This window comes from Methylomonas subterranea (genome assembly GCF_024505185.1).
Classification (GTDB): domain Bacteria; phylum Pseudomonadota; class Gammaproteobacteria; order Methylococcales; family Methylomonadaceae; genus Methylomonas; species Methylomonas subterranea.
In genome coordinates this window covers 58,542-76,848 of sequence record NZ_JANIBJ010000010.1, presented here as the reverse complement: position 1 = coordinate 76,848, position 18,307 = coordinate 58,542, and the positions used below count along the sequence as shown (strand labels likewise).

The following is an 18,307-nucleotide window of genomic DNA, read 5'->3' as shown; positions in this document are numbered from 1 at the left end:
CCGGATAAGCGGTGTGGGCACTTTAAACTTCTGGCCCATCGCCAGTCAGACCATGTAAAATCCCCGGCTTTTCCTGGTAGCAGTTGGAACACATGAGTATAGAACTGAGAGGCACCACTATCCTGGCCGTAAGGCGCGGCGATAAGGTCGTAATCGGCGGCGACGGGCAGGTCACTTTGGGAAATACCGTCATGAAGGGCAATGCCCGCAAGGTTAGGCGCTTGTATCACGACAAGGTGATTGCCGGTTTTGCCGGCGCCACCGCCGATGCCTTCACCTTGTTTGAACATTTTGAAGGTAAACTGGAAAAACATCGCGGCAACCTGACCCGCGCCGCCGTGGAAATGGCCAAGGACTGGCGCACTGACCGGGCCTTGCGCAAACTGGAAGCCTTGCTGATCATAGCCGACGGCAAGGCCTTGCTGACCATTTCAGGCAACGGCGACGTCATCGAGCCCGAGCACGATTTCATGGCCATCGGTTCCGGCGGTGCGTTTGCGCAAAGCGCCGCCCGTGCCTTGCTGGAAAATACCGACTTGAGCGCGCGCGAAATCGTGGAAAAATCCCTGAATATTGCCGCCGATATCTGTATTTACACCAATCATAATCTGCGCATCGAAGAACTGGATGCCGCGCCGCAAGCGTCGGAGAACGAATAAGCCCATGAGTCAAATGACCCCAAGAGAAATCGTCAGCGAACTGGACAAACACATTATCGGCCAAGCCGACGCCAAGCGTTCGGTGGCCATTGCGTTGCGCAACCGCTGGCGCCGTAGCCAGGTCGCGCCGGAACTGCGCGAGGAAATCACCCCGAAAAACATACTTATGATAGGCCCCACCGGCGTCGGTAAAACCGAAATCGCCCGCCGTTTGGCCCGCTTGGCCAATGCGCCTTTCATCAAGATCGAAGCCACCAAATTCACCGAAGTCGGTTACGTCGGCCGCGATGTGGAGTCCATCATTCGCGATCTGGTGGACACGGCGGTAAAAATGACCCGTCTGTCGGCGATGGAAAAGGTGCAAAACCGCGCCGCCGATGCGGCCGAGGAAAAAGTGCTGGATATTTTGTTGCCCAGAGCGGAGGGGGGCATGCTATCCGAATCCGAGGAATCCACCCGGCAAAAAATGCGTAAAAAATTGCGCGAAGGCCAATTGGACGACAAGGAAATTCAGATTGACGTGGCGGCACCCGCGGTGGGTGTGGAAATCATGGCGCCGCCGGGCATGGAAGAAATGACCAGCCAGTTGCAGGGCATGTTTCAGAATCTGCATAGCGGCCGCACAAAGGAACGCAAATTGAAAATCAAGGACGCCATCAAGCTGCTGCAGGAAGAGGAAGCGGCCAAGCTGGTGAATGAAGACGATATCAAGCAAACCGCGCTGGAAGCCGTCGAACAGCACGGCATCGTGTTCCTGGATGAAATCGACAAGATCTGCAAGCGGGCGGAAATGGGCGGCGGCGAAGTGTCGCGCGAAGGCGTGCAGCGCGATTTGCTGCCGCTGGTGGAAGGCAGCACCGTCACCACCAAATACGGCATGATCAAAACCGACCATATTCTGTTTATCGCTTCCGGCGCCTTCCATTTGACCAAGCCGTCGGATCTGATTCCCGAACTGCAAGGCCGGTTTCCGATCCGGGTAGAACTCAGCGCCTTGAGCGCGGAGGATTTCGTGCGTATCCTGACCGAGCCGGATGCCTCCCTGACCGAGCAATATCAAGCCTTGTTGGCCACCGAAGGCGTGGACGTCAGTTTCACCGCCGACGGTATCCAACGCATAGCCGAACTGGGTTGGCAGGTGAATGAAAGCGTGGAAAATATCGGCGCGCGCCGTTTGCATACCATTTTGGAAAAACTGCTGGAAGAAATTTCCTTCGATGCGCCGGATATGCCGGAAAAAACCGTTCGTATCGATGCCGCCTATGTGGACGCGCATCTGCGGGAGCTGGCCGCCGATGAAGATTTGAGCCGCTACATTCTGTAAACCATGCGCCTGAAAATCACCCCTTGCCACTGCTCGCCGACCGAAATCAAGCTGCACAAGCTGTCGGCGATCCTGGAAATCCATTTCGACGACGGCAGCATTTTCGAGATGCCCAGCGAATACCTGCGGGTGTATACCCAATCCGCCGAAGCCGTCGGCCATGGCCCGGGCCAGGAAACCCTGCAAATCGGCAAGCAGGATGTCACTATCACCGATGTCCGTCCGGTCGGCAATTACGCCATTGCCTTGACCTTTAGCGACGGACACGACAGCGGAATTTATTCCTGGGATTTGCTGTATAAACTAGGTTCCGAATTTCCGCTGCTGTGGTCGAATTATCTGGAACAACTCAGCGCGGCCGGCATCAGCCGCAAGTCGCCCCTAAAAAATTAATGGCCAATATGACAAACGACAACACTACCCACTTCGGTTTCAAGCAAGTTCCCAAACAGGACAAGGTTGCGCTGGTGCGCGGCGTGTTCGATTCGGTAGCCAGCCAGTACGATGTGATGAACGACTTGATGTCGCTGGGCATACATCGGATCTGGAAACGGGTGGCGGTGCAATTGGCCAATGTGCGCGAGGGCGACCAGGTGCTGGATCTGGCCGGCGGTACCGGCGATTTGACCACCCTGTTCGAGAAGCGGGTGGGCAAAACAGGCCGGGTGGTATTGGCCGACATCAACGCCGCCATGCTGCGCACCGGGCGCGACCGCCTGATCAACCGCGGACTGGCCGGCAATATCGAGTATGCGCAAGTCAACGCCGAATGCCTGCCGTTCGCCGACAATACCTTCGATTGCGTCTGCATAGGTTTCGGCTTGCGCAACGTCACAGACAAGGATGCGGCGCTACGCTCCATGTACCGAGTATTGAAACCGGGCGGCCGGGTGATCGTGCTGGAGTTTTCCCACCCCATCGATCCGGTCACCGAAAAAGTCTACGATTTTTACTCCTTTAATCTGCTGCCGAAAATCGGCGCCATCGTCGCCAAGGACGAAGACAGCTACCGCTATTTGGCCGAATCCATCCGCATGCATCCCAAGCAGGATGAATTGAAACGCATGATGGAAGAGGCCGGTCTGGAACGTTGCGAGTATTTCAACATGACGCAGGGTATCGTGGCGGTGCATAGGGGTTATAAGTTTTAAGGCCGCCGCCACACGCTTAGGAGGTTTTATGTCGTTAAAACGGGCAGAGAATTTTATCGGCGAAACCGAGTATCTTAGCGGCGAGATGCTGGCCGAAACCAAACACGAGTATATCGATGGCGAAGTGTTTGCTATGGCCGGGGCTAGTCGCAATCACCAGCGCTTGGTCGGAAATCTGCATGCGGCGTTGAATCGGTATCTGGCTAATCATCCGTGCGAGCCGTTCGCTAACGATTTAAAGGTCAAGGCCGAAAGCTGTTTTTTTTATCCCGATTTGGTCGTGGTTTGCGATGATGCCAATGGTGACGAGTATTACATCGACAAACCGACACTGATCGTCGAAGTGTTGTCCAAAACCACGCGCCGTATGGACAAAACCACCAAACTGGCGGCTTACAAAACCTTGCCCAGCCTGTTGGAATATGTGCTGATCGAACAGGACCATGTCGAAGTCGAACTATTTCGCCGATCGCAAAATTGGTTTGCCGAGCATTATTTTCTCGGCGATAGCTTTAACCTGGAATCGATAGATTTGACCGTTAATGTTACCGACCTGTACCACCGGGTCGACAACGAAGACATGCGGGATTATCTGCAACAACTCGCGCAACAGGCAGGCTGATGACCGGCAATTTAATGTATATCAAACCGCTGTTTATCGGCGCCCTGGAAACTGCGCTGAACAGCTATCTGAGCCTCGACGAGCATATCGAGCAGTACTTGGCGCCCATGGCCGGCAAAGTCATCGCCGTTCATATTACCCCGTTTAACGAAACCCTGTATTTGTGTCCCACCCACGATCGTATGCAGATCCTGGAAAATTACGCCGGCGAGGCGGATGCCCGCTTGAGCGGTTCGCTGTCGGCCCTGGGTCTGATGGGCTTGAGCGCCACTCCGATGCGTGCCTTGTTCAAGGGTGATGTGCGTATGGAAGGCGACACCCAGCTGGCGCAAAAGCTGCAACGATTGTTCGAAAAACTGGATATCGATCCGGAAGCCAAACTGGCCCGTTACACCGGCGACGGTTTTGCCCGACGTTTGAGCGCTTGGCTGCGCGGCAGCCGCGACTGGACCCGGCATGGCTTGAGTAGTTTCCGTTTGAATCTGGAAGAATTCCTGCAGGAAGAAACCCGCGATCTGCCCGCCAAGGCCGAGGCCGAGCTGGTTTTTCAACGGGTAGACGCCCTGCGCGGCGATGCCGACCGGCTGAATGCCAGGGTCGAGCGCCTGGCGGCCGCGCTGCATAAAGCCGACCAGCCTCATTAAACACAAGGACTTTTGTTGTGATACGCCCCAAAATTCTCATGCGCCTGATCCATATCAATTGGGTCATGATGGCTCACGGCCTGGATGAGATCGTTCTAAAAACCCATTTGCTGCGGCCTATCCGTTATCTGGCTTATCTGTCGCCAACGTTTTGGTTTCGCAAACCCAAGGAATCGCGTGGCGTCAGGATACGCCGTACCCTGGAAGACTTGGGGCCGATTTACGTCAAATTCGGCCAAACCCTGTCCACCCGCAAGGACTTGCTGCCCGAGGACATTGCCGAAGAACTGGTCAAATTACAGGACAGGGTGCCGCCGTTTTCCGCCGAAACCGCGCGCGGTATCATAGAAGAACAATTGGGCCAGTCCATCGAAGCGGCTTTCGACGAATTCGACCCTCGGCCCCTAGCCTCGGCGTCGGTAGCGCAAGTGCATACCGCCCGCCTAAAAACCGGCGAACAAGTCATTGTCAAGGTCTTGCGGCCGGATATCGAAGACAAGATTTATTCCGACGTCGGCCTGTTGTATGAGCTGGCCAAGCTGGCCGAGCGTTTCTGGAGCGACGCCCGCCGCCTGAGGGCCACCGAAGTGGTGGCCGAATTCGAAAAAACCATACTGGACGAGCTGGATTTGCTGCGCGAGGCGGCCAATGCCAGCGCGATACGCAATAATTTCAAAAAGTCCGAATCGCTCTACATTCCGGAAATCCATTGGCCGCTGACCCGCCGCAAGGTACTGGTGATGGAGCGCATCTACGGCATTCCGGTCGGCGACATTCAGGCCTTACGCAATGGTAACGCCGATTTCAAAAAGCTGGCCGAGCGCGGGGTGGAAATCTTTTTTACTCAGGTGTTCCGGGATAACTTTTTCCATGCCGACATGCATCCCGGCAATATTTTCGTGCAATTGCCGGACAAATATCTGGCGGTGGATTTCGGCATCGTCGGCAGCCTGTCCGATTCCGATCAGCGTTATCTGGCGGAAAATTTTTTGGCGTTTTTCAACCACGATTACCGCCGCGTCGCCCAAATGCACATCGAATCCGGCTGGGTGCCGCCGACCACCCGGGTGGAAGAATTCGAGGCGGCGATCCGTAGCGTCTGCGAGCCGATTTTCGAAAAACCCTTGAAAGACATTTCCTTCGGTTTGCTGTTGTTGAGATTGTTCCAGACCGCCCGCCGTTTCGATATGGTGGTGCAGCCTCAACTGGTTCTGCTGCAAAAAACCTTGCTGAATATCGAAGGTTTGGGCCGCCAGCTATATCCAGAGCTGGATTTATGGCAAACCGCCAAACCGTTTCTGGAAAACTGGTTTAAACAACGGTTGGGCCCGGCAGCCAAAATCAAGGAATTGCTGTCCAAATTGCCGGAAATGACCGAGCAACTGCCGGAATTTCCGGCCCTGATCTTTCAGGCTCTGCAAAGCAACGCCCAGATGCAGCAACAGATTCAGCAGCATAACCAGGAAATGATGCAACTGCGTAAACAGTTAAACCGCAATAATAACCGCACGCTGTGGGCGATTTTAACCGGCGCGTTGGCGGTGGCGGGAGCAATTCTGCTGCAATCGCCGTTGTTGGCGGGTTTTCTCGGTTAAAGCCTACCCGCTTTTTCCGGTAGGCCTTTAGTTTCCCTTGAGGCGGAATTCCCCTTCCGAAAACCTTCGCCCAATGCGAAACACAATCAGGATTTTATAGCTTCATTCCCCGGATTTCATTACATTCCAATGGGCTACGCTGACTGGTAAGAACGACCATGAGCAGGCAGACCCATATTACTAGTGAATGACTGGTTTAGCCCTTACAAGAACCCATTAATCCCGGCAGTTTGTTCAACATTTCAAATTGGCTGTAGGGAGGATAAGCGTAGCGTCATCCGCCAAATCAATTAAACTCTTTTCATGCCAAACTATCGACGCAATCGTATTCCTGGCGGCACCTATTTTTTCACCGTTAACTTGCTCGAACGGAAATCGTCGCTGTTGATCGAGCATATTGCAGAGTTACGGGAAGCGGTGCGAGTGATCCGGGAAAAGCAGCCATTTCATATCGATGCCTGGGTGGTTTTGCCTGATCATATGCATGCGATTTGGACATTACCGGCCGGCGACGATCAATATTCCAACCGATGGCGAGCGATAAAAAAAGCCTTCTCGAAAGCGATACCTAAAACCGAATATCGTTCAGCAATCCGAATAAAACGCCACGAGCGCGGAATATGGCAACGTCGATTTTGGGAACATACCATTATCGATGATGCCGACTATGCGGCACATATGGATTACATCCATTACAACCCGGTCAAGCATGGTTGGGCAGTCACAGTTAAGGATTGGCCATATTCAAGTTTTCATCGCTTGGTCAAGATGGATATTTATCCGTTAAATTGGGCGGGGTTGGACTTGCCATTGTTGGAAGTGGGTGAACCGGATAATTGATGGTTTTATCGGCGGATGACGCTACGCTTATCCGCCCTACGGCCCTAGCGAAACCGGAATTCGTCCGTCCACTATCGCTTCGACATTGACGACTTCCAGGCATTGGCCGATTAACGACAGCCCTGCATAGGACGTGAGTTCCTTCTTGGATTCTTTAAGCTTAAATCGTGCCATAATCAAAATGGGTGAATATGGGAAAACTATATTTTACCTTATTTGTCATATGTATACAGCGAATTATCTAAATTCAAACACGGATTCAGGGTAAAGACAGGTGCCCACCATACACAGAAAATTGATTATTAATCAAGTTTTCAATTATTTATATAAGGACAAATCATGGCTTATTGTAATTTTTGTGGGAATAATACCGCTTCAAACGAAGGGCTTTGTTCACAGTGTAGCTATTGGCCTATGCATATGCTTGTAACTCCAGCTGAGTGGCCAATTAGTTACGGATCATTCATTCTAAATTTAGATAATTTCGAGTACAAAGGTAAAAAGCATAAGTATACCGAAATAAGACATATAGACTTTGACGAATTGCATACTAAGACATATTTTGGTCTTCATCCAATGTCTGAGTCTACAAAAGCCGAATTAACCTTACACATGACAGATGGCAAAATTATCAAAGAAAAACGAAAAACGAGAGCGTTAATTTTAGTTGAAGAAAAAGATGACATATGGACAGCAAAAAATTTTTTATCAGGAATATCTTTTGTATCGAGATTCAATTCATACGCAAGGGTGTTGAAATCAGAAAAATACTTTATTTATGATAACTGCAAATTCTTCAATGATGGTCGAATAGAAACCAGGGGAAAGAAGGTAATATCACTTGCTGATTATAAGATCCATAATCATGATTCCTTTATTGAACTTGTGCCAATAAACCCATCAATTCTAAACAAGGTCGGGAGAGGATTGATAGGCTTGTCAATAAATTCATCGCATTATACAAAAGAAATTCATGGGGATCTTACTATTCATGCAACAAGAGATAAAGATATTTTTTGTTCCTTGATGCTGAGACTTTATAATGTGAAGATCAACTATTAAAATTTAACTTGTTTATTTAATGAGGCAATTGAATCGAAAGGATATTAAATAAGGGCCGTAGGATGTGCTGAACAAGGTGAAGCGCATCATTCGCGATTGATGCGCCTCCGAATTTTGGCACATCCTACATTTCGTAACCGTAATTTTAGTATTGGGTTTCTCACGAATTGCGGGAAGGTTTTATCCCCGTCATGCCGCGCCGAGCACCGGAGAGTTTGGGCGGAACAGCCCGGTAGGGGCGATGCAGGGATGCATCGCGTTTTCCGCGGGGCTGGGAAGCCCCTTCGGGAAACCCCGCTCAAAGCCTTCGAAACGCAGGATAAAAGCGGCATCCGGGTGTCGTTTCTTTTGGATATTTTTCTTTCGACTGCATGGATGCAGGAGGTAGGGCAATGCAGGAGCAATTGCCGAGGACAAGCAAAGAAAAGTATCGCGGCCGTCGGTCCGCGAACCGACTTCTAAATAACTGTCGAGGCAGCGACACAAATTTAAAACTCCCCTCACCCTAACCCGGCGGGAGAGGGAATAGTTCTTAAATCGTAACTACTCGCGCCCCATAGTCAGAGCGTTGCCAGCCAAAGCCATTTGAATGGCGATGAGCAGATTATATCCCCGGCTGGCCATGGTTTGCAGATAGCTGGAGATTCGGCAGTAGGCATGGGCATACTCTTCTGCCCGAAAGCAGGGCCGTAGGATGTGCTTCACAGCGTGAAGCGCATCGTTCGCGATTGGTGCGGTTCGTAAACTCACCACACCCAATGACTGCTTTCGGCTGGACATTTGTCCTTGGTATTTCTATTCCGTCAGGCGATTTTTGGCCGGTCTGCACCAGCGGGTTTGCCCGAGAGGGTTAAATTGGAATCGCCGGCGGATTTTAGTGAAATTCGCGCGGTGCGAAGTTTTTCAATAATTAGTGGCACAAAATCCGGATAAAAATCAATCGACTATTTCCCACTAATTCCCTTATTCGACACGCAACCGGCGTCAAAACCGGTTTCGCTTAGCGATTATTAACTGATGCCTCGGTTTGAATCGCACCCAGTGGCAATCGGAGACTTGAGCCGGCTTTCGCAATGCAGTATAGTTCAAAGCCATGAACACTCAGTCACACATGCATTTTGCTGATTTGATTTGCCTGCCATTCTCCGGCGGCTTACCGTTCGCCCTGTCTTTAAGACTGCTGCTGCCCTGAGGGGCGCGCATTCTATCTACTTAAAAACAAACCCTTTTTCTGTTACTCGGCGCATAAAGCCGAACGCTTCATGACGGAGTTCTCATGAAAGACAAATTGATAATTTTCGATACCACTTTGCGCGACGGCGAGCAAAGCCCCGGTGCGTCGATGACGCGCGATGAAAAAGTGCGGATTGCTCGAGCGTTGGAACGCATGAAGGTCGATGTGATTGAAGCCGGTTTTCCGGCCGCCAGTCAAGGCGACTTCGAAGCGGTGCAAGCCGTGGCCGATGCGATCAAAGACAGCACTGTATGCGGTTTGGCGCGGGCGCTGGATAAAGACATCGACCGGGCCGGCGAGGCTTTGAAGGGCGCGCGGAGTTCGCGCATCCACACCTTTATTGCCACTTCCCCCATCCACATGCAGAAAAAACTCAACATGACCCCGGATCAGGTCATCGAGTACGCGGTGCGTGCGGTCAAGCGGGCGCGCCAATATACCGATAATGTGGAGTTTTCGCCGGAAGACGCCGGCCGCTCGGAAGAGGACTTTTTGTGCCGGATTCTGGAAGCGGTGATCGATGCCGGTGCCCGCACCTTGAATATTCCCGATACGGTCGGTTACAGCATGCCGCAACAGTTCGGCGCCACCATCGCCAACTTGATCCAGCGCATACCCAACTCCGACAAAGCGATTTTCTCCGTACATTGTCACAACGATTTAGGTCTCGCGGTAGCCAACTCCCTGTCGGCGGTGATGAACGGCGCCCGCCAAGTGGAATGCACCATCAACGGTTTGGGCGAACGGGCCGGCAACGCTTCCCTGGAAGAGGTGGTGATGGCGGTGCGCACCCGGCAGGATTTCTTTAATTGCGATACCGGCCTGGATGCGCGGGAAATCGTTACCTGTTCGAAATTGGTGTCGTCGATTACCGGTTTTCCGGTGCAACCGAACAAGGCCATTGTCGGCGCCAATGCATTTGCCCACGAATCCGGCATTCATCAGGATGGCGTTCTCAAGAATCGCGAGACATACGAAATCATGCGCGCCGAGGACGTGGGCTGGACCACCAACCGCATGGTATTGGGCAAGCATTCCGGCCGCAATGCCTTCAAAACCCGCATGGCGGAATTAGGGGTGGATTTTGCCGGCGAAGCCGAGTTGAACGATGCGTTTTTCCGCTTCAAACAATTGGCCGACAAAAAACACGAAATTTTCGACGAAGACTTGCAGGCCTTGATTTCCGAACAAGGTTTCGAAGCCGAGGACGAACATATCAAGTTGGTGGCGTTAAAAGTCTGTTCCGAAACCGGTGAGGTGCCCAACGCCACGGTAACCATACGCGTAGGCGGCAAGGAAATGACCGGCTGTGCCCAAGGCGGCGGCGCGGTGGATGCCAGCTTGAAAGCCATCGAAAGCCTGGTGAAAACCGGCGCCACCTTGGCCTTGTATTCAGTCAACAACATCACCAACGGCACCGACGCCCAGGGCGAAGTGACCGTGCGGCTGGAAAACGCCGGCCGCATCGTCAACGGTTCCGGCGCCGATACCGACATCGTCATCGCTTCGGCCAAGGCTTACATCAATGCGGTCAATAAATTGCAAAGTCCGGACCAACGCCAGCATCCGCAAAAAGGCGATGTCTGATCGTTGAGCATGGATGAATCGCTTCGCTTGCAATATCTGGAGGCGATGGGCATAGCGGTTTGGGTTGCCAGACAGCCGCCCGTCGCCGCCATGCGGGCATTGGAAGATCTATCCGGGCCCGTTTTGGCCGAACCGGCCATCGCTTGTTCTGGCGTTACATCTGAAAACATCGCGATACCAGCACCCGAGCGCTCGGCGGTATCGCATTCGGACCAACCCGAACCGCATGCCGACGACCGCGCCTGGAACGAATTGCAACTGGAAGTCTCGCGTTGCCGGGCCTGCGGCCTGTGCGAAACCCGCACGCAGACCGTGTTCGGCGTCGGCAGTCATCGGGCCGGCTGGATGCTGATCGGCGAAGCGCCGGGCCAAAACGAGGATTTACAAGGCGAGCCCTTCGTCGGCAAGGCCGGCCAGTTGTTGAACGAAATGCTGCGGGCAATCGGTTTGGAGCGGCGTGAAGTCTTTATCGCCAATGTGCTGAAATGCCGTCCGCCCGCCAACCGCGATCCGCAAGCGGAAGAAGTGGCCGCCTGTCGCGAGTTTCTGCGTCGGCAGATTGCGCTGCTGCAACCGAGAATCATTCTGGCGGTTGGTCGCATCGCCGCGCAAAATTTACTCGAAACCCAGCAACCTCTGGCAAAATTACGCGGAATTCAACACCGGCTGGAAAATATTCCGCTGGTGGTGGTGCATCATCCGGCTTATTTGTTACGCGCATTAACGGAAAAAGCCAAAGCCTGGGACGATCTGCAATTTGCGTTGTCCGTTTATCAATCGCTACCAGAACAATAATAATGATGTGGAAATTGTTGCATAAATTGAAAGACGCCGTGGTATACGACGCCGACCGAGAGTTTTACGCCAAGGTGTTTCCGGATTCGGTGGACAGAAAGGATTTGCTGAGGCTGCGCAAGATGGACCACGGCGATTTGCCCGAGGTGTTGAAAATCGAAAACCTGAATTACGACTTTCCCTGGTCGGAAGGCGTGTTCAAGGATTGTTTCAGGGCCATGAATTACGTCAACTGGGTTTGCGAGGCGCCGGGAGACGCTATTGTCGGCTATTGCATCATTTCGGTGATGGCCGGCGAGGCCCATATCATGAACATCAGCGTCAGCCCGGAATTTCAGCGCCAGGGCGCCGGCCGCAAGATGCTGAATCATCTGGTCGAATACGCCCGGCCGCGGGCCGAGAAGCTGTTTCTGGAAGTGCGGCCGAGCAATCCCGGCGCCATCAGTCTGTATCGGCAAACCGGTTTTCGGGAAATCGGCGTGCGCAAGGGTTATTACCCCGCCAAGGGCGGCCGGGAAGACGCCATCATGTTCGAGCTGGATCTGGTGCCGTTGCTGTAAAACCCGGATACGGATTCACGGCTGGACCGAAATACCCATGGGGCATTGGAAAGGATTCCGCCCCTAACGATCATGAGGTCGGTGTATCGCCCCGGCAAATGAAAGGCGCTCCCACGTTAATTCTCCCAGAGAGCGAGCGAGCAGAATGCGCAAATCATCTTGGGCGGAATCCCGAGCTGATAGGCGTTTCCGGTTCAATCGTCTTCTTGCGCGGCGCGCTGCATTTCGTTGACCAGGGACGTGAAATCGTCGGAATCCGTGTAGGCGTCCGCGGCTATCTGGTATTTATCCAAAAAATATCCCCGCAACCAGACTCTGGTTTCCGCATGTTTGCTCTTGGCGGCGTCCGGCGTCATTTGCAGTCTCTGCCTGACCGCATGGTCGGGCATCAGCAACAACTCGATGTCGGCCATGGCCACGTATTTGTCCGGATGGGTGTTGCGGCCGTTGAAAATCTTGAACAACTGGTGCTTTTTCAATTCCAGGTGTACCGAAAGTTCTTCCTTGAATTCCAGAAACAGCAATAACAAGTCGCTGCCGCAACAGCTGTCGTCGTTGAGCCGGTGCAGCCGGTTTAATAGATGATGAATGGCAAAGCGGTACAGCTTGGATTCGCGCACAAATAAGCGGGCCGCCGTCGATCTGACGGCGATGCGGTCCGCATTGCTCAAACGCATGGAGACTATGTACTTCCTATCGTTAAATAATTCGTTTTCGCTCAATGCCTGCTTCCTTTTTAAAGTATCAATCAAGGCCGAGGTGGCTAAGGTTACATCCGGCCAGAATACTGCTGTTTTGTTACAGCTTTATAACAGTTTGATTACAAAGTTCTTTTTCATGCAGACTGCCGGCGCTGACGGCAGGCCTGCCGTAACCCGGCCGTTCGGGGTAAATATGCCCGTCTCAGCCGCCGGCGCTTGCAGTCCCTGATTGAATCGGAGCGGGCCAGCGGTCGGGAATCCGCCTCCTGTCATAAAACAGTCATATTGACTTCGCATAATTCGGCCATGACGAAGTTATGGCTACTATCCGTAAACGAAACCGCGAAGGCGCGATTTTCCACCCTGTCATTCGGCGGGCAAGTGGTGCCGCCGCTGGCGGCGGCCGTTGCCAGCGCGCTGTATCTGATTTGGGTTTTGTTTAGTTGGCCCGGACCGGCGGAATTCACGGAGATGCCGGCCGAGGAGTTGCCGCCGGCGCCGGCGGCAGAACCTGTCGCCGATTATCTGGATATCGCCGACTGGCATTTACTCGGAAGGGAAGAAACCGGCGTTGAAGAGGAGGCCGCCGAAGTGGCGGCGACCACTTTGCGGCTCAAATTGTTGGGGACTTTTTTACTTTCCGGCCCGTCGGCTAACCGTTACGCCATCATCCAAAACGCCGATGGCATGCAACAAAAGTACCGCGAAGGCGACACTCTGCCGGAAGAAGCGGTGCTGAGGCGTATCGAAAAAACGCGGGTACTGTTGGAACGCCGGCAGCGTAACGAATCCCTGCAATTCGACCCCAATCCCCTGTCGTTGTCGGCGCCCAATCCCTAATTCACTCTTCAATTCAACAGCATGGCAATTAAAAAAACACGCGCGTGGCTGGGCTGGCTATTGGTTTTGTTATGCCAAACCAGCTGGGCGGAGCAGCAGGAGTTTTCGCTGAATCTCAAGGATGTGGATATCCGGGCCTTGATCGAAACCGTGGCGGACGCCACCGGCAAAAATTTTGTGGTCGACCCGCGTATCACCGGCAACATTACCGTGGTGACCTCCACTCCCATGCGGTCGGCACAGGTATACGATGTATTTCTGTCGATATTGAAGGTGCACGGCTACTCGGCGGTGCCCAACGGCAATATCGTCAAAATTGTGCCCAATACTTCGGCCAAGCAGGACGGAGCGCCGGGCGAGTTGCGGCCCGATGCCAAAAACGCCGACGAACAGCAAACCCGCATCGTGCAGGTCCAGCATGTCGACGCCAATCAACTGGTGCAGACCTTGATGCCGCTGATGCCGCAATACGCCTTTATGGCGGCCGTGCCCGAGAGCAATACCGTGATCATTTCGGATACCGCCGCCAACGTGGCGCGGCTGGAAATGATGATCAGACAGGTCGACAAAAGCGATGCCCAAGCCATCGAAGTGATCAATCTGCGCCACGGCAATGCGGTGGAGCTGATTCAACCGCTGAACAATATGCTCACCGCCGGCAATGCCGGTAAAGCCACGCCTCCGCCGCCCTTGGTGGCGGACGAGCGCACCAACAGCATCATCATCGGCGGCAATTCGGATACGCGGCTGCAAATGCGGGCCTTGATAGCCAACTTGGACGCGCCGATAGAAAAGGACGGCGACACCGAAGTGATATACATGCGTTACGCTCTGGCCAAGGACTTGGTGGAAACCTTGACCGGAGTGGGCGCCTTGAAGGACGCGGCCGCCGACAAGGCCACGCCCAAGGCCCATGCCGACAAAGTGTTCGACGTGCGGGCCGACGAAGCCTCCAATTCACTGATTATCACGGCGCCGCGCGACAAGATGCGTACCTTGAAAAACGTGGTGCGGCAACTGGACGTCAGACGGGCGCAAGTGCATATCGAAGCCATCATTGCCGAAGTGCGCTACGACAAGAACCAGCAACTGGGGGTGGAATGGCAAACCAAGGAAGGCAGCAAGGTGTTCGGTGCCTATAGCAAGGACGGCAAGGAATCGCTGGATTTCTCGCAATTCGTCACTTCCCTGGGCAAGGGCTTGAGCGTCGGCTATCTGGCCGGCAGCGAAATCAAGGCTTTGATCAATGCCTTCGCCACCGATACCGATGTCAACATTCTGTCGACTCCATCCCTGGTGACGATGGATAACGAAGAAGCCAGCATCATCGTCGGCCAGAACATCCCGTTAAATACCGGCAGCTTCACCACCAATACCTCGGGAGCCAGCAACCCTTTCACGACCGTGCAGCGTCAGGACGTGGGCATCAAACTCAAGGTGTTGCCGCAAATCAACGAAGGCGATGCGGTCAAGTTGAAAGTCACCCAGGAAGTGTCCAGCGTCACCGGTAAGGATGGACAAAGTTTCGACAAGCGCCAGATCGAAACCTCGGTGTTGGTCGACGACGGCAAGGTGCTGGTGCTGGGCGGTTTGATCAAGGACGACGTCAACGAAGTGGTCGACAAGGTGCCGCTGCTTTCGGACATTCCACTATTGGGTTATTTGTTTCAATCGACCAGTACCACGGTCAACAAGACCAATCTGATGGTGTTTTTAAGAGCGCGCATCATGCGGGAAGGCGAAGCCGCCGCCGGCGTGACCCAAGACAAATACAGCTATATGCGCGACCAGCAACGGCAGTTCAATCGGGACGGACTGCTGTTGCTGCCCAACGAGCAGCCGCCGCTGTTGCCGGACGCCACCGATCAATACCCTCTAAATGTCGAACCTTGAATTGCCGAGCGGCGAATTAACGGAACCGGTGTCTGCGGCCAGGCGCATGCCCGGCTACGGCTTTGCCAAGCGCTTCGGCGTCGTCGTGGTCTACAACGAGGCGCAACAGGCTCGCGTGGTTTATCGTCCGGACGCGCCTGTGACGGCCTTGCTGGAAGTAAGACGCCTGCTGGAGCGGGCGGCGCCTTTCGAAGCGGTTTCCGAGCGGGATTTCGAGCGCCGCCTGCAAACGGCCTACGAACATAAGGCCGGCCATGCCCGGCAAATGGTCGATGACCTGCACGAAAATCTCGATTTATCCGAGATGGCCCAGCATCTGCCCAAGCCGGAAGACTTGCTGGAAAGCGAGGACGAAGCGCCGATCATTCGCCTGATCAACGCCTTGCTGACCGAAGCCGTCAAGGAAAATGCCTCCGACATACACATCGAGCCCTACGAAGCGCGCATGGTGGTGCGCTTTCGGGTGGACGGTGTGTTGCGGGAGATTATCGAGCCGCAGCGCGAATTCGCCCCCATGGTAATTTCGCGCTTGAAAGTGATGGCCAAACTGGATATCGCCGAAAAACGCCTGCCGCAGGATGGACGCATCTCGCTGAATATCGGCGGTCGCACGGTGGATGTGCGGGTATCGACCCTGCCGTCCGGCCACGGCGAGCGGGTGGTGTTGCGCTTGCTGGACAAGCAGGCCAATCAATTAAACCTGAAGCAGGTCGGCATGGCTCAGAGCGAGTTGGAGTGTATTCAAGGCATGATAGCCCGCCCGCACGGCATCATTTTGGTGACCGGCCCCACCGGTTCCGGTAAAACCACCAGCCTGTACGCCATCGTCAACCAGCTCAATCAACGCAGCCGCAATATTCTGACCGTGGAAGACCCCATAGAATATTACCTGGACGGCATAGGTCAGACCCAGGTCAACAGCAAGGTGGAAATGACTTTCGCCAAGGGCTTGCGGGCCATTTTACGGCAAGACCCGGATGTGGTGATGGTGGGAGAGATACGCGACCGGGAAACCGCCGAAATCGCCGTGCAGGCCAGTTTGACCGGGCATTTGGTGCTGTCCACCCTGCATACCAATACCGCGGTCGGCGCCATTACCCGCTTGCGCGACATGGGCGTAGAGCCGTTTTTGCTGGCTTCCAGTCTGGTCGGCGTGATAGCCCAGCGCCTGGTGCGGGTGTTGTGTCCGCATTGCAAGCAAGCGGCCGCCGTCGATGGGCGGGATTTACTCGGCCTGGGGTATGCGGGGATGCCGGATGCCGTCGTGAAGGTCTATCGGCCGCAGGGTTGCCCGCTCTGTTATGGCCACGGCTACAAGGGCCGGGCCGGGATTTTTGAATTGATAGCGCTGGATAGCGGCATGACAAAACGGATACATGATGGTGCCGGCGATATGGAGCTCGAGCAGTATGCCCGCACGCTGGCGCCCAGTATTCAGCAAAGCGCGCTGGACAAGGTGCTGGCCGGCGAAACCAGTCTCGATGAAGCCTTGCGGATGACGTTGAAGGACTAAACCATGCCGGCCTTCGAATATCAGGCGATAGACAAGCAAGGCCGCGGCCTTAAGGGCGCGCTGGAAAGCGATAGCGCCAAAACCGCCCGCCAGCAGCTGAAGAGTCGGGGTCTGACGCTGTTGGATATACAGGAAGTCCGTAAAAAGGAAGCCGGCGGTGGTTTGCGGCTCTGGCAACAACGCATAGGTATGCGGGCGCTGGCGCATATCACCCGGCAACTGGCGGCCCTGTTGAAATCCGGTCTGGCCATAGACGAAGCCCTGGCCATCGTGGCGCGGCAACTGGAATCGGCCAAGGCGCGGCGGATTTTGCTGGCGGTCAGAAGCCGGGTGTTGGAAGGCCAGAGTCTGGCCCAGGCCTGCCAGTGGTTTCCCAGCACCTTTCCGCCCTTGTATCGGGCCACCATCGAGGCCGGCGAATCGTCCGGCAAGCTGGATCAGGTACTGGAAAAACTGGCGGATTATTTGAGCGACAAGGGCCAGTTGCATCGTAAATTGCAAATGGCAATGATTTATCCGGTTCTGTTGACTCTGGTGTCTCTGTTGGTGGTGATAGGCTTGTTGACTTACGTGGTGCCGGAAATTACCGGGGTGTTCGACAAGACGGGGCGGGAACTGCCCGGCATTACCCAGGGTTTGATCGCCTGCAGCGGATTTTTTCAGCGTTACGGCTTGCTGTTGTTGCTGTTGGCCGCGCTGGCCGGTTTGGCGGCCAAACTGGTATTGCGGCGGGATAAACCGCGCATGCTGTTTCACCGCTGGCTGTTGAATACGCCGATAGTGAGCAAGTTTTCCCGCGGCATCAACAACGCCCGCTTTACCCGCACGCTGGCCATTTTGACCAACAGCGGCGTGGAATTGCTGGTGGCTTTGAGAATTTCCAGCCAGGTACTGGCCAACGACGCCATGCGCAAAGCCGTGGAAACCGCCGCGCTGAGAGTGCGGGAGGGGCAGAGCCTTAATAAGGCTCTGGAAACCAGCCGACTATTTCCGCCGGTGACCATACATCTGGTCGCCAGCGGCGAGGCCAGCGGCCAGTTGCCGCGCATGTTGGAAAGCGCCGCCGATGACCAGGAACGCGACATGCAGGATCTGACCGAACTGACCATGGGGCTGTTCGAGCCGGCGCTGATTTTAAGCATGGGCTTGCTGGTGTTGCTCATCGTGCTGGCGATTTTGTTGCCGATATTCGAAATGAATCAGCTGATTCGCTGAGAAACGGCGCGCCGCCAAAGGTTATAAAGAGTCGAACGCTTGGATTTTCTTGGCGATTTCAGCGTTTCCGGC

18 protein-coding genes are annotated in these 18,307 nt (G+C 54.3%); 16 read left to right on the top strand and 2 right to left on the bottom strand.

The annotated features are described in order from the left end of the window. The first annotated feature begins 92 nt into the window (after positions 1 to 92). The 8 genes from hslV (at position 93) to NP590_RS07000 (ending at position 6,835) form a co-directional block, all read left to right on the top strand. Positions 93 to 659, top strand: a complete 567-nt coding sequence (gene hslV / locus NP590_RS07035) for an ATP-dependent protease subunit HslV (RefSeq protein ID WP_256601595.1) — start codon at positions 93 to 95, stop codon at positions 657 to 659. 4 nt (positions 660 to 663) lie between these two features. Next, positions 664 to 1,983 (top strand): ATP-dependent protease ATPase subunit HslU, encoded by a 1,320-nt coding sequence (hslU, locus tag NP590_RS07030; protein ID WP_256601594.1) that lies wholly within the window; start codon positions 664 to 666, stop codon positions 1,981 to 1,983. Positions 1,984 to 1,986: 3 nt separating this feature from the next. Beyond that, complete coding sequence (locus NP590_RS07025) at positions 1,987 to 2,376, top strand: gamma-butyrobetaine hydroxylase family protein (protein WP_256601593.1); 390 nt, start codon at positions 1,987 to 1,989, stop codon at positions 2,374 to 2,376. Positions 2,377 to 2,384: 8 nt separating this feature from the next. Further along, entirely contained in the window at positions 2,385 to 3,134 is a 750-nt protein-coding gene (gene ubiE, locus NP590_RS07020) for a bifunctional demethylmenaquinone methyltransferase/2-methoxy-6-polyprenyl-1,4-benzoquinol methylase UbiE (protein ID WP_256601646.1), read from the top strand. A gap of 28 nt (positions 3,135 to 3,162) precedes the next feature. Further along, complete coding sequence (locus NP590_RS07015) at positions 3,163 to 3,756, top strand: Uma2 family endonuclease (protein ID WP_256601592.1); 594 nt, start codon at positions 3,163 to 3,165, stop codon at positions 3,754 to 3,756. Next, positions 3,756 to 4,400, top strand: a complete 645-nt coding sequence (locus NP590_RS07010) for a ubiquinone biosynthesis accessory factor UbiJ (RefSeq protein WP_256601591.1) — start codon at positions 3,756 to 3,758, stop codon at positions 4,398 to 4,400. Before NP590_RS07015 ends, NP590_RS07010 begins: the two co-directional genes overlap by 1 nt. A gap of 17 nt (positions 4,401 to 4,417) precedes the next feature. Further along, on the top strand, positions 4,418 to 5,995 hold the full coding sequence (gene ubiB / locus NP590_RS07005; protein ID WP_256601590.1) for a ubiquinone biosynthesis regulatory protein kinase UbiB: 1,578 nt from the start codon (positions 4,418 to 4,420) through the stop codon (positions 5,993 to 5,995). Between the two features lie 303 nt (positions 5,996 to 6,298). Continuing rightward, a complete protein-coding gene (locus tag NP590_RS07000; protein ID WP_256601589.1) occupies positions 6,299 to 6,835 on the top strand; it encodes an REP-associated tyrosine transposase in 537 nt (178 codons plus the stop codon). A 36-nt stretch (positions 6,836 to 6,871) separates the two neighbouring features. On the opposite strand, the gene NP590_RS06995 is transcribed toward NP590_RS07000, so the two are convergent. After that, positions 6,872 to 7,009 carry a hypothetical protein gene (locus NP590_RS06995; protein ID WP_256601588.1) on the bottom strand — a complete coding sequence of 46 codons (138 nt, stop codon included), beginning with the start codon at positions 7,007 to 7,009 and terminating at the stop codon, positions 6,872 to 6,874. Between the two features lie 165 nt (positions 7,010 to 7,174). Here NP590_RS06995 and NP590_RS06990 point away from each other — a divergent pair, with 165 nt between their 5' ends. The 4 genes from NP590_RS06990 to rimI all read left to right on the top strand — a co-directional run bounded on the left by NP590_RS06990 (position 7,175) and on the right by rimI (position 12,073). Further along, the gene (locus NP590_RS06990; protein ID WP_256601587.1) at positions 7,175 to 7,897 is read left to right on the top strand and encodes a hypothetical protein; all 723 of its coding nucleotides are present in this window, start codon (positions 7,175 to 7,177) and stop codon (positions 7,895 to 7,897) included. Positions 7,898 to 9,173: 1,276 nt separating this feature from the next. Further along, positions 9,174 to 10,718, top strand: coding sequence for a 2-isopropylmalate synthase (locus NP590_RS06985; protein ID WP_256601586.1), 1,545 nt, complete (start codon positions 9,174 to 9,176; stop codon positions 10,716 to 10,718). A 9-nt stretch (positions 10,719 to 10,727) separates the two neighbouring features. Further along, on the top strand, positions 10,728 to 11,513 hold the full coding sequence (locus tag NP590_RS06980; protein ID WP_256601585.1) for a uracil-DNA glycosylase: 786 nt from the start codon (positions 10,728 to 10,730) through the stop codon (positions 11,511 to 11,513). A 5-nt stretch (positions 11,514 to 11,518) separates the two neighbouring features. Continuing rightward, positions 11,519 to 12,073, top strand: a complete 555-nt coding sequence (gene rimI, locus NP590_RS06975; protein WP_256601645.1) for a ribosomal protein S18-alanine N-acetyltransferase — start codon at positions 11,519 to 11,521, stop codon at positions 12,071 to 12,073. A gap of 194 nt (positions 12,074 to 12,267) precedes the next feature. Here rimI and NP590_RS06970 read toward each other — a convergent pair whose 3' ends face one another. Further along, entirely contained in the window at positions 12,268 to 12,795 is a 528-nt protein-coding gene (locus tag NP590_RS06970) for a hypothetical protein (protein WP_256601584.1), read from the bottom strand. A gap of 285 nt (positions 12,796 to 13,080) precedes the next feature. Between NP590_RS06970 and NP590_RS06965 the strand changes: the two genes are divergently transcribed. The 4 genes from NP590_RS06965 to gspF are packed head-to-tail and all read left to right on the top strand — an operon-like array spanning position 13,081 to position 18,235. Beyond that, positions 13,081 to 13,614 (top strand): type II secretion system protein N, encoded by a 534-nt coding sequence (locus NP590_RS06965; RefSeq protein ID WP_256601583.1) that lies wholly within the window; start codon positions 13,081 to 13,083, stop codon positions 13,612 to 13,614. A gap of 21 nt (positions 13,615 to 13,635) precedes the next feature. After that, complete coding sequence (gene gspD, locus NP590_RS06960) at positions 13,636 to 15,507, top strand: type II secretion system secretin GspD (RefSeq protein WP_256601582.1); 1,872 nt, start codon at positions 13,636 to 13,638, stop codon at positions 15,505 to 15,507. Next, positions 15,494 to 17,020 (top strand): type II secretion system ATPase GspE, encoded by a 1,527-nt coding sequence (gene gspE, locus NP590_RS06955; protein ID WP_256601581.1) that lies wholly within the window; start codon positions 15,494 to 15,496, stop codon positions 17,018 to 17,020. The genes gspD and gspE overlap by 14 nt, the downstream gene beginning before the upstream one ends. Positions 17,021 to 17,023: 3 nt before the next feature. After that, entirely contained in the window at positions 17,024 to 18,235 is a 1,212-nt protein-coding gene (gene gspF, locus NP590_RS06950) for a type II secretion system inner membrane protein GspF (protein ID WP_256601579.1), read from the top strand. Positions 18,236 to 18,307: the final 72 nt, after the last annotated feature.

What these genes read in the sequence shown, in the direction of transcription:
- hslV (WP_256601595.1), top strand. Translation starts at nt 93, where the DNA reads ATGAGTATAGAACTGAGAGGCACCACTATCCTGGCCGTAAGGCGCGGC.
- NP590_RS06985 (WP_256601586.1), top strand. Translation starts at nt 9,174, where the DNA reads ATGAAAGACAAATTGATAATTTTCGATACCACTTTGCGCGACGGCGAG.
- NP590_RS06965 (WP_256601583.1), top strand. Translation starts at nt 13,081, where the DNA reads ATGACGAAGTTATGGCTACTATCCGTAAACGAAACCGCGAAGGCGCGA.
- gspD (WP_256601582.1), top strand. Translation starts at nt 13,636, where the DNA reads ATGGCAATTAAAAAAACACGCGCGTGGCTGGGCTGGCTATTGGTTTTG.
- gspE (WP_256601581.1), top strand. Translation starts at nt 15,494, where the DNA reads ATGTCGAACCTTGAATTGCCGAGCGGCGAATTAACGGAACCGGTGTCT.
- NP590_RS07000 (WP_256601589.1), top strand. Translation starts at nt 6,299, where the DNA reads ATGCCAAACTATCGACGCAATCGTATTCCTGGCGGCACCTATTTTTTC.
- ubiE (WP_256601646.1), top strand. Translation starts at nt 2,385, where the DNA reads ATGACAAACGACAACACTACCCACTTCGGTTTCAAGCAAGTTCCCAAA.
- NP590_RS07015 (WP_256601592.1), top strand. Translation starts at nt 3,163, where the DNA reads ATGTCGTTAAAACGGGCAGAGAATTTTATCGGCGAAACCGAGTATCTT.
- hslU (WP_256601594.1), top strand. Translation starts at nt 664, where the DNA reads ATGAGTCAAATGACCCCAAGAGAAATCGTCAGCGAACTGGACAAACAC.
- NP590_RS07025 (WP_256601593.1), top strand. Translation starts at nt 1,987, where the DNA reads ATGCGCCTGAAAATCACCCCTTGCCACTGCTCGCCGACCGAAATCAAG.
- gspF (WP_256601579.1), top strand. Translation starts at nt 17,024, where the DNA reads ATGCCGGCCTTCGAATATCAGGCGATAGACAAGCAAGGCCGCGGCCTT.
- NP590_RS07010 (WP_256601591.1), top strand. Translation starts at nt 3,756, where the DNA reads ATGACCGGCAATTTAATGTATATCAAACCGCTGTTTATCGGCGCCCTG.
- rimI (WP_256601645.1), top strand. Translation starts at nt 11,519, where the DNA reads ATGTGGAAATTGTTGCATAAATTGAAAGACGCCGTGGTATACGACGCC.
- NP590_RS06980 (WP_256601585.1), top strand. Translation starts at nt 10,728, where the DNA reads ATGGATGAATCGCTTCGCTTGCAATATCTGGAGGCGATGGGCATAGCG.
- NP590_RS06995 (WP_256601588.1), bottom strand. Translation starts at nt 7,009, where the DNA reads ATGGCACGATTTAAGCTTAAAGAATCCAAGAAGGAACTCACGTCCTAT.
- NP590_RS06990 (WP_256601587.1), top strand. Translation starts at nt 7,175, where the DNA reads ATGGCTTATTGTAATTTTTGTGGGAATAATACCGCTTCAAACGAAGGG.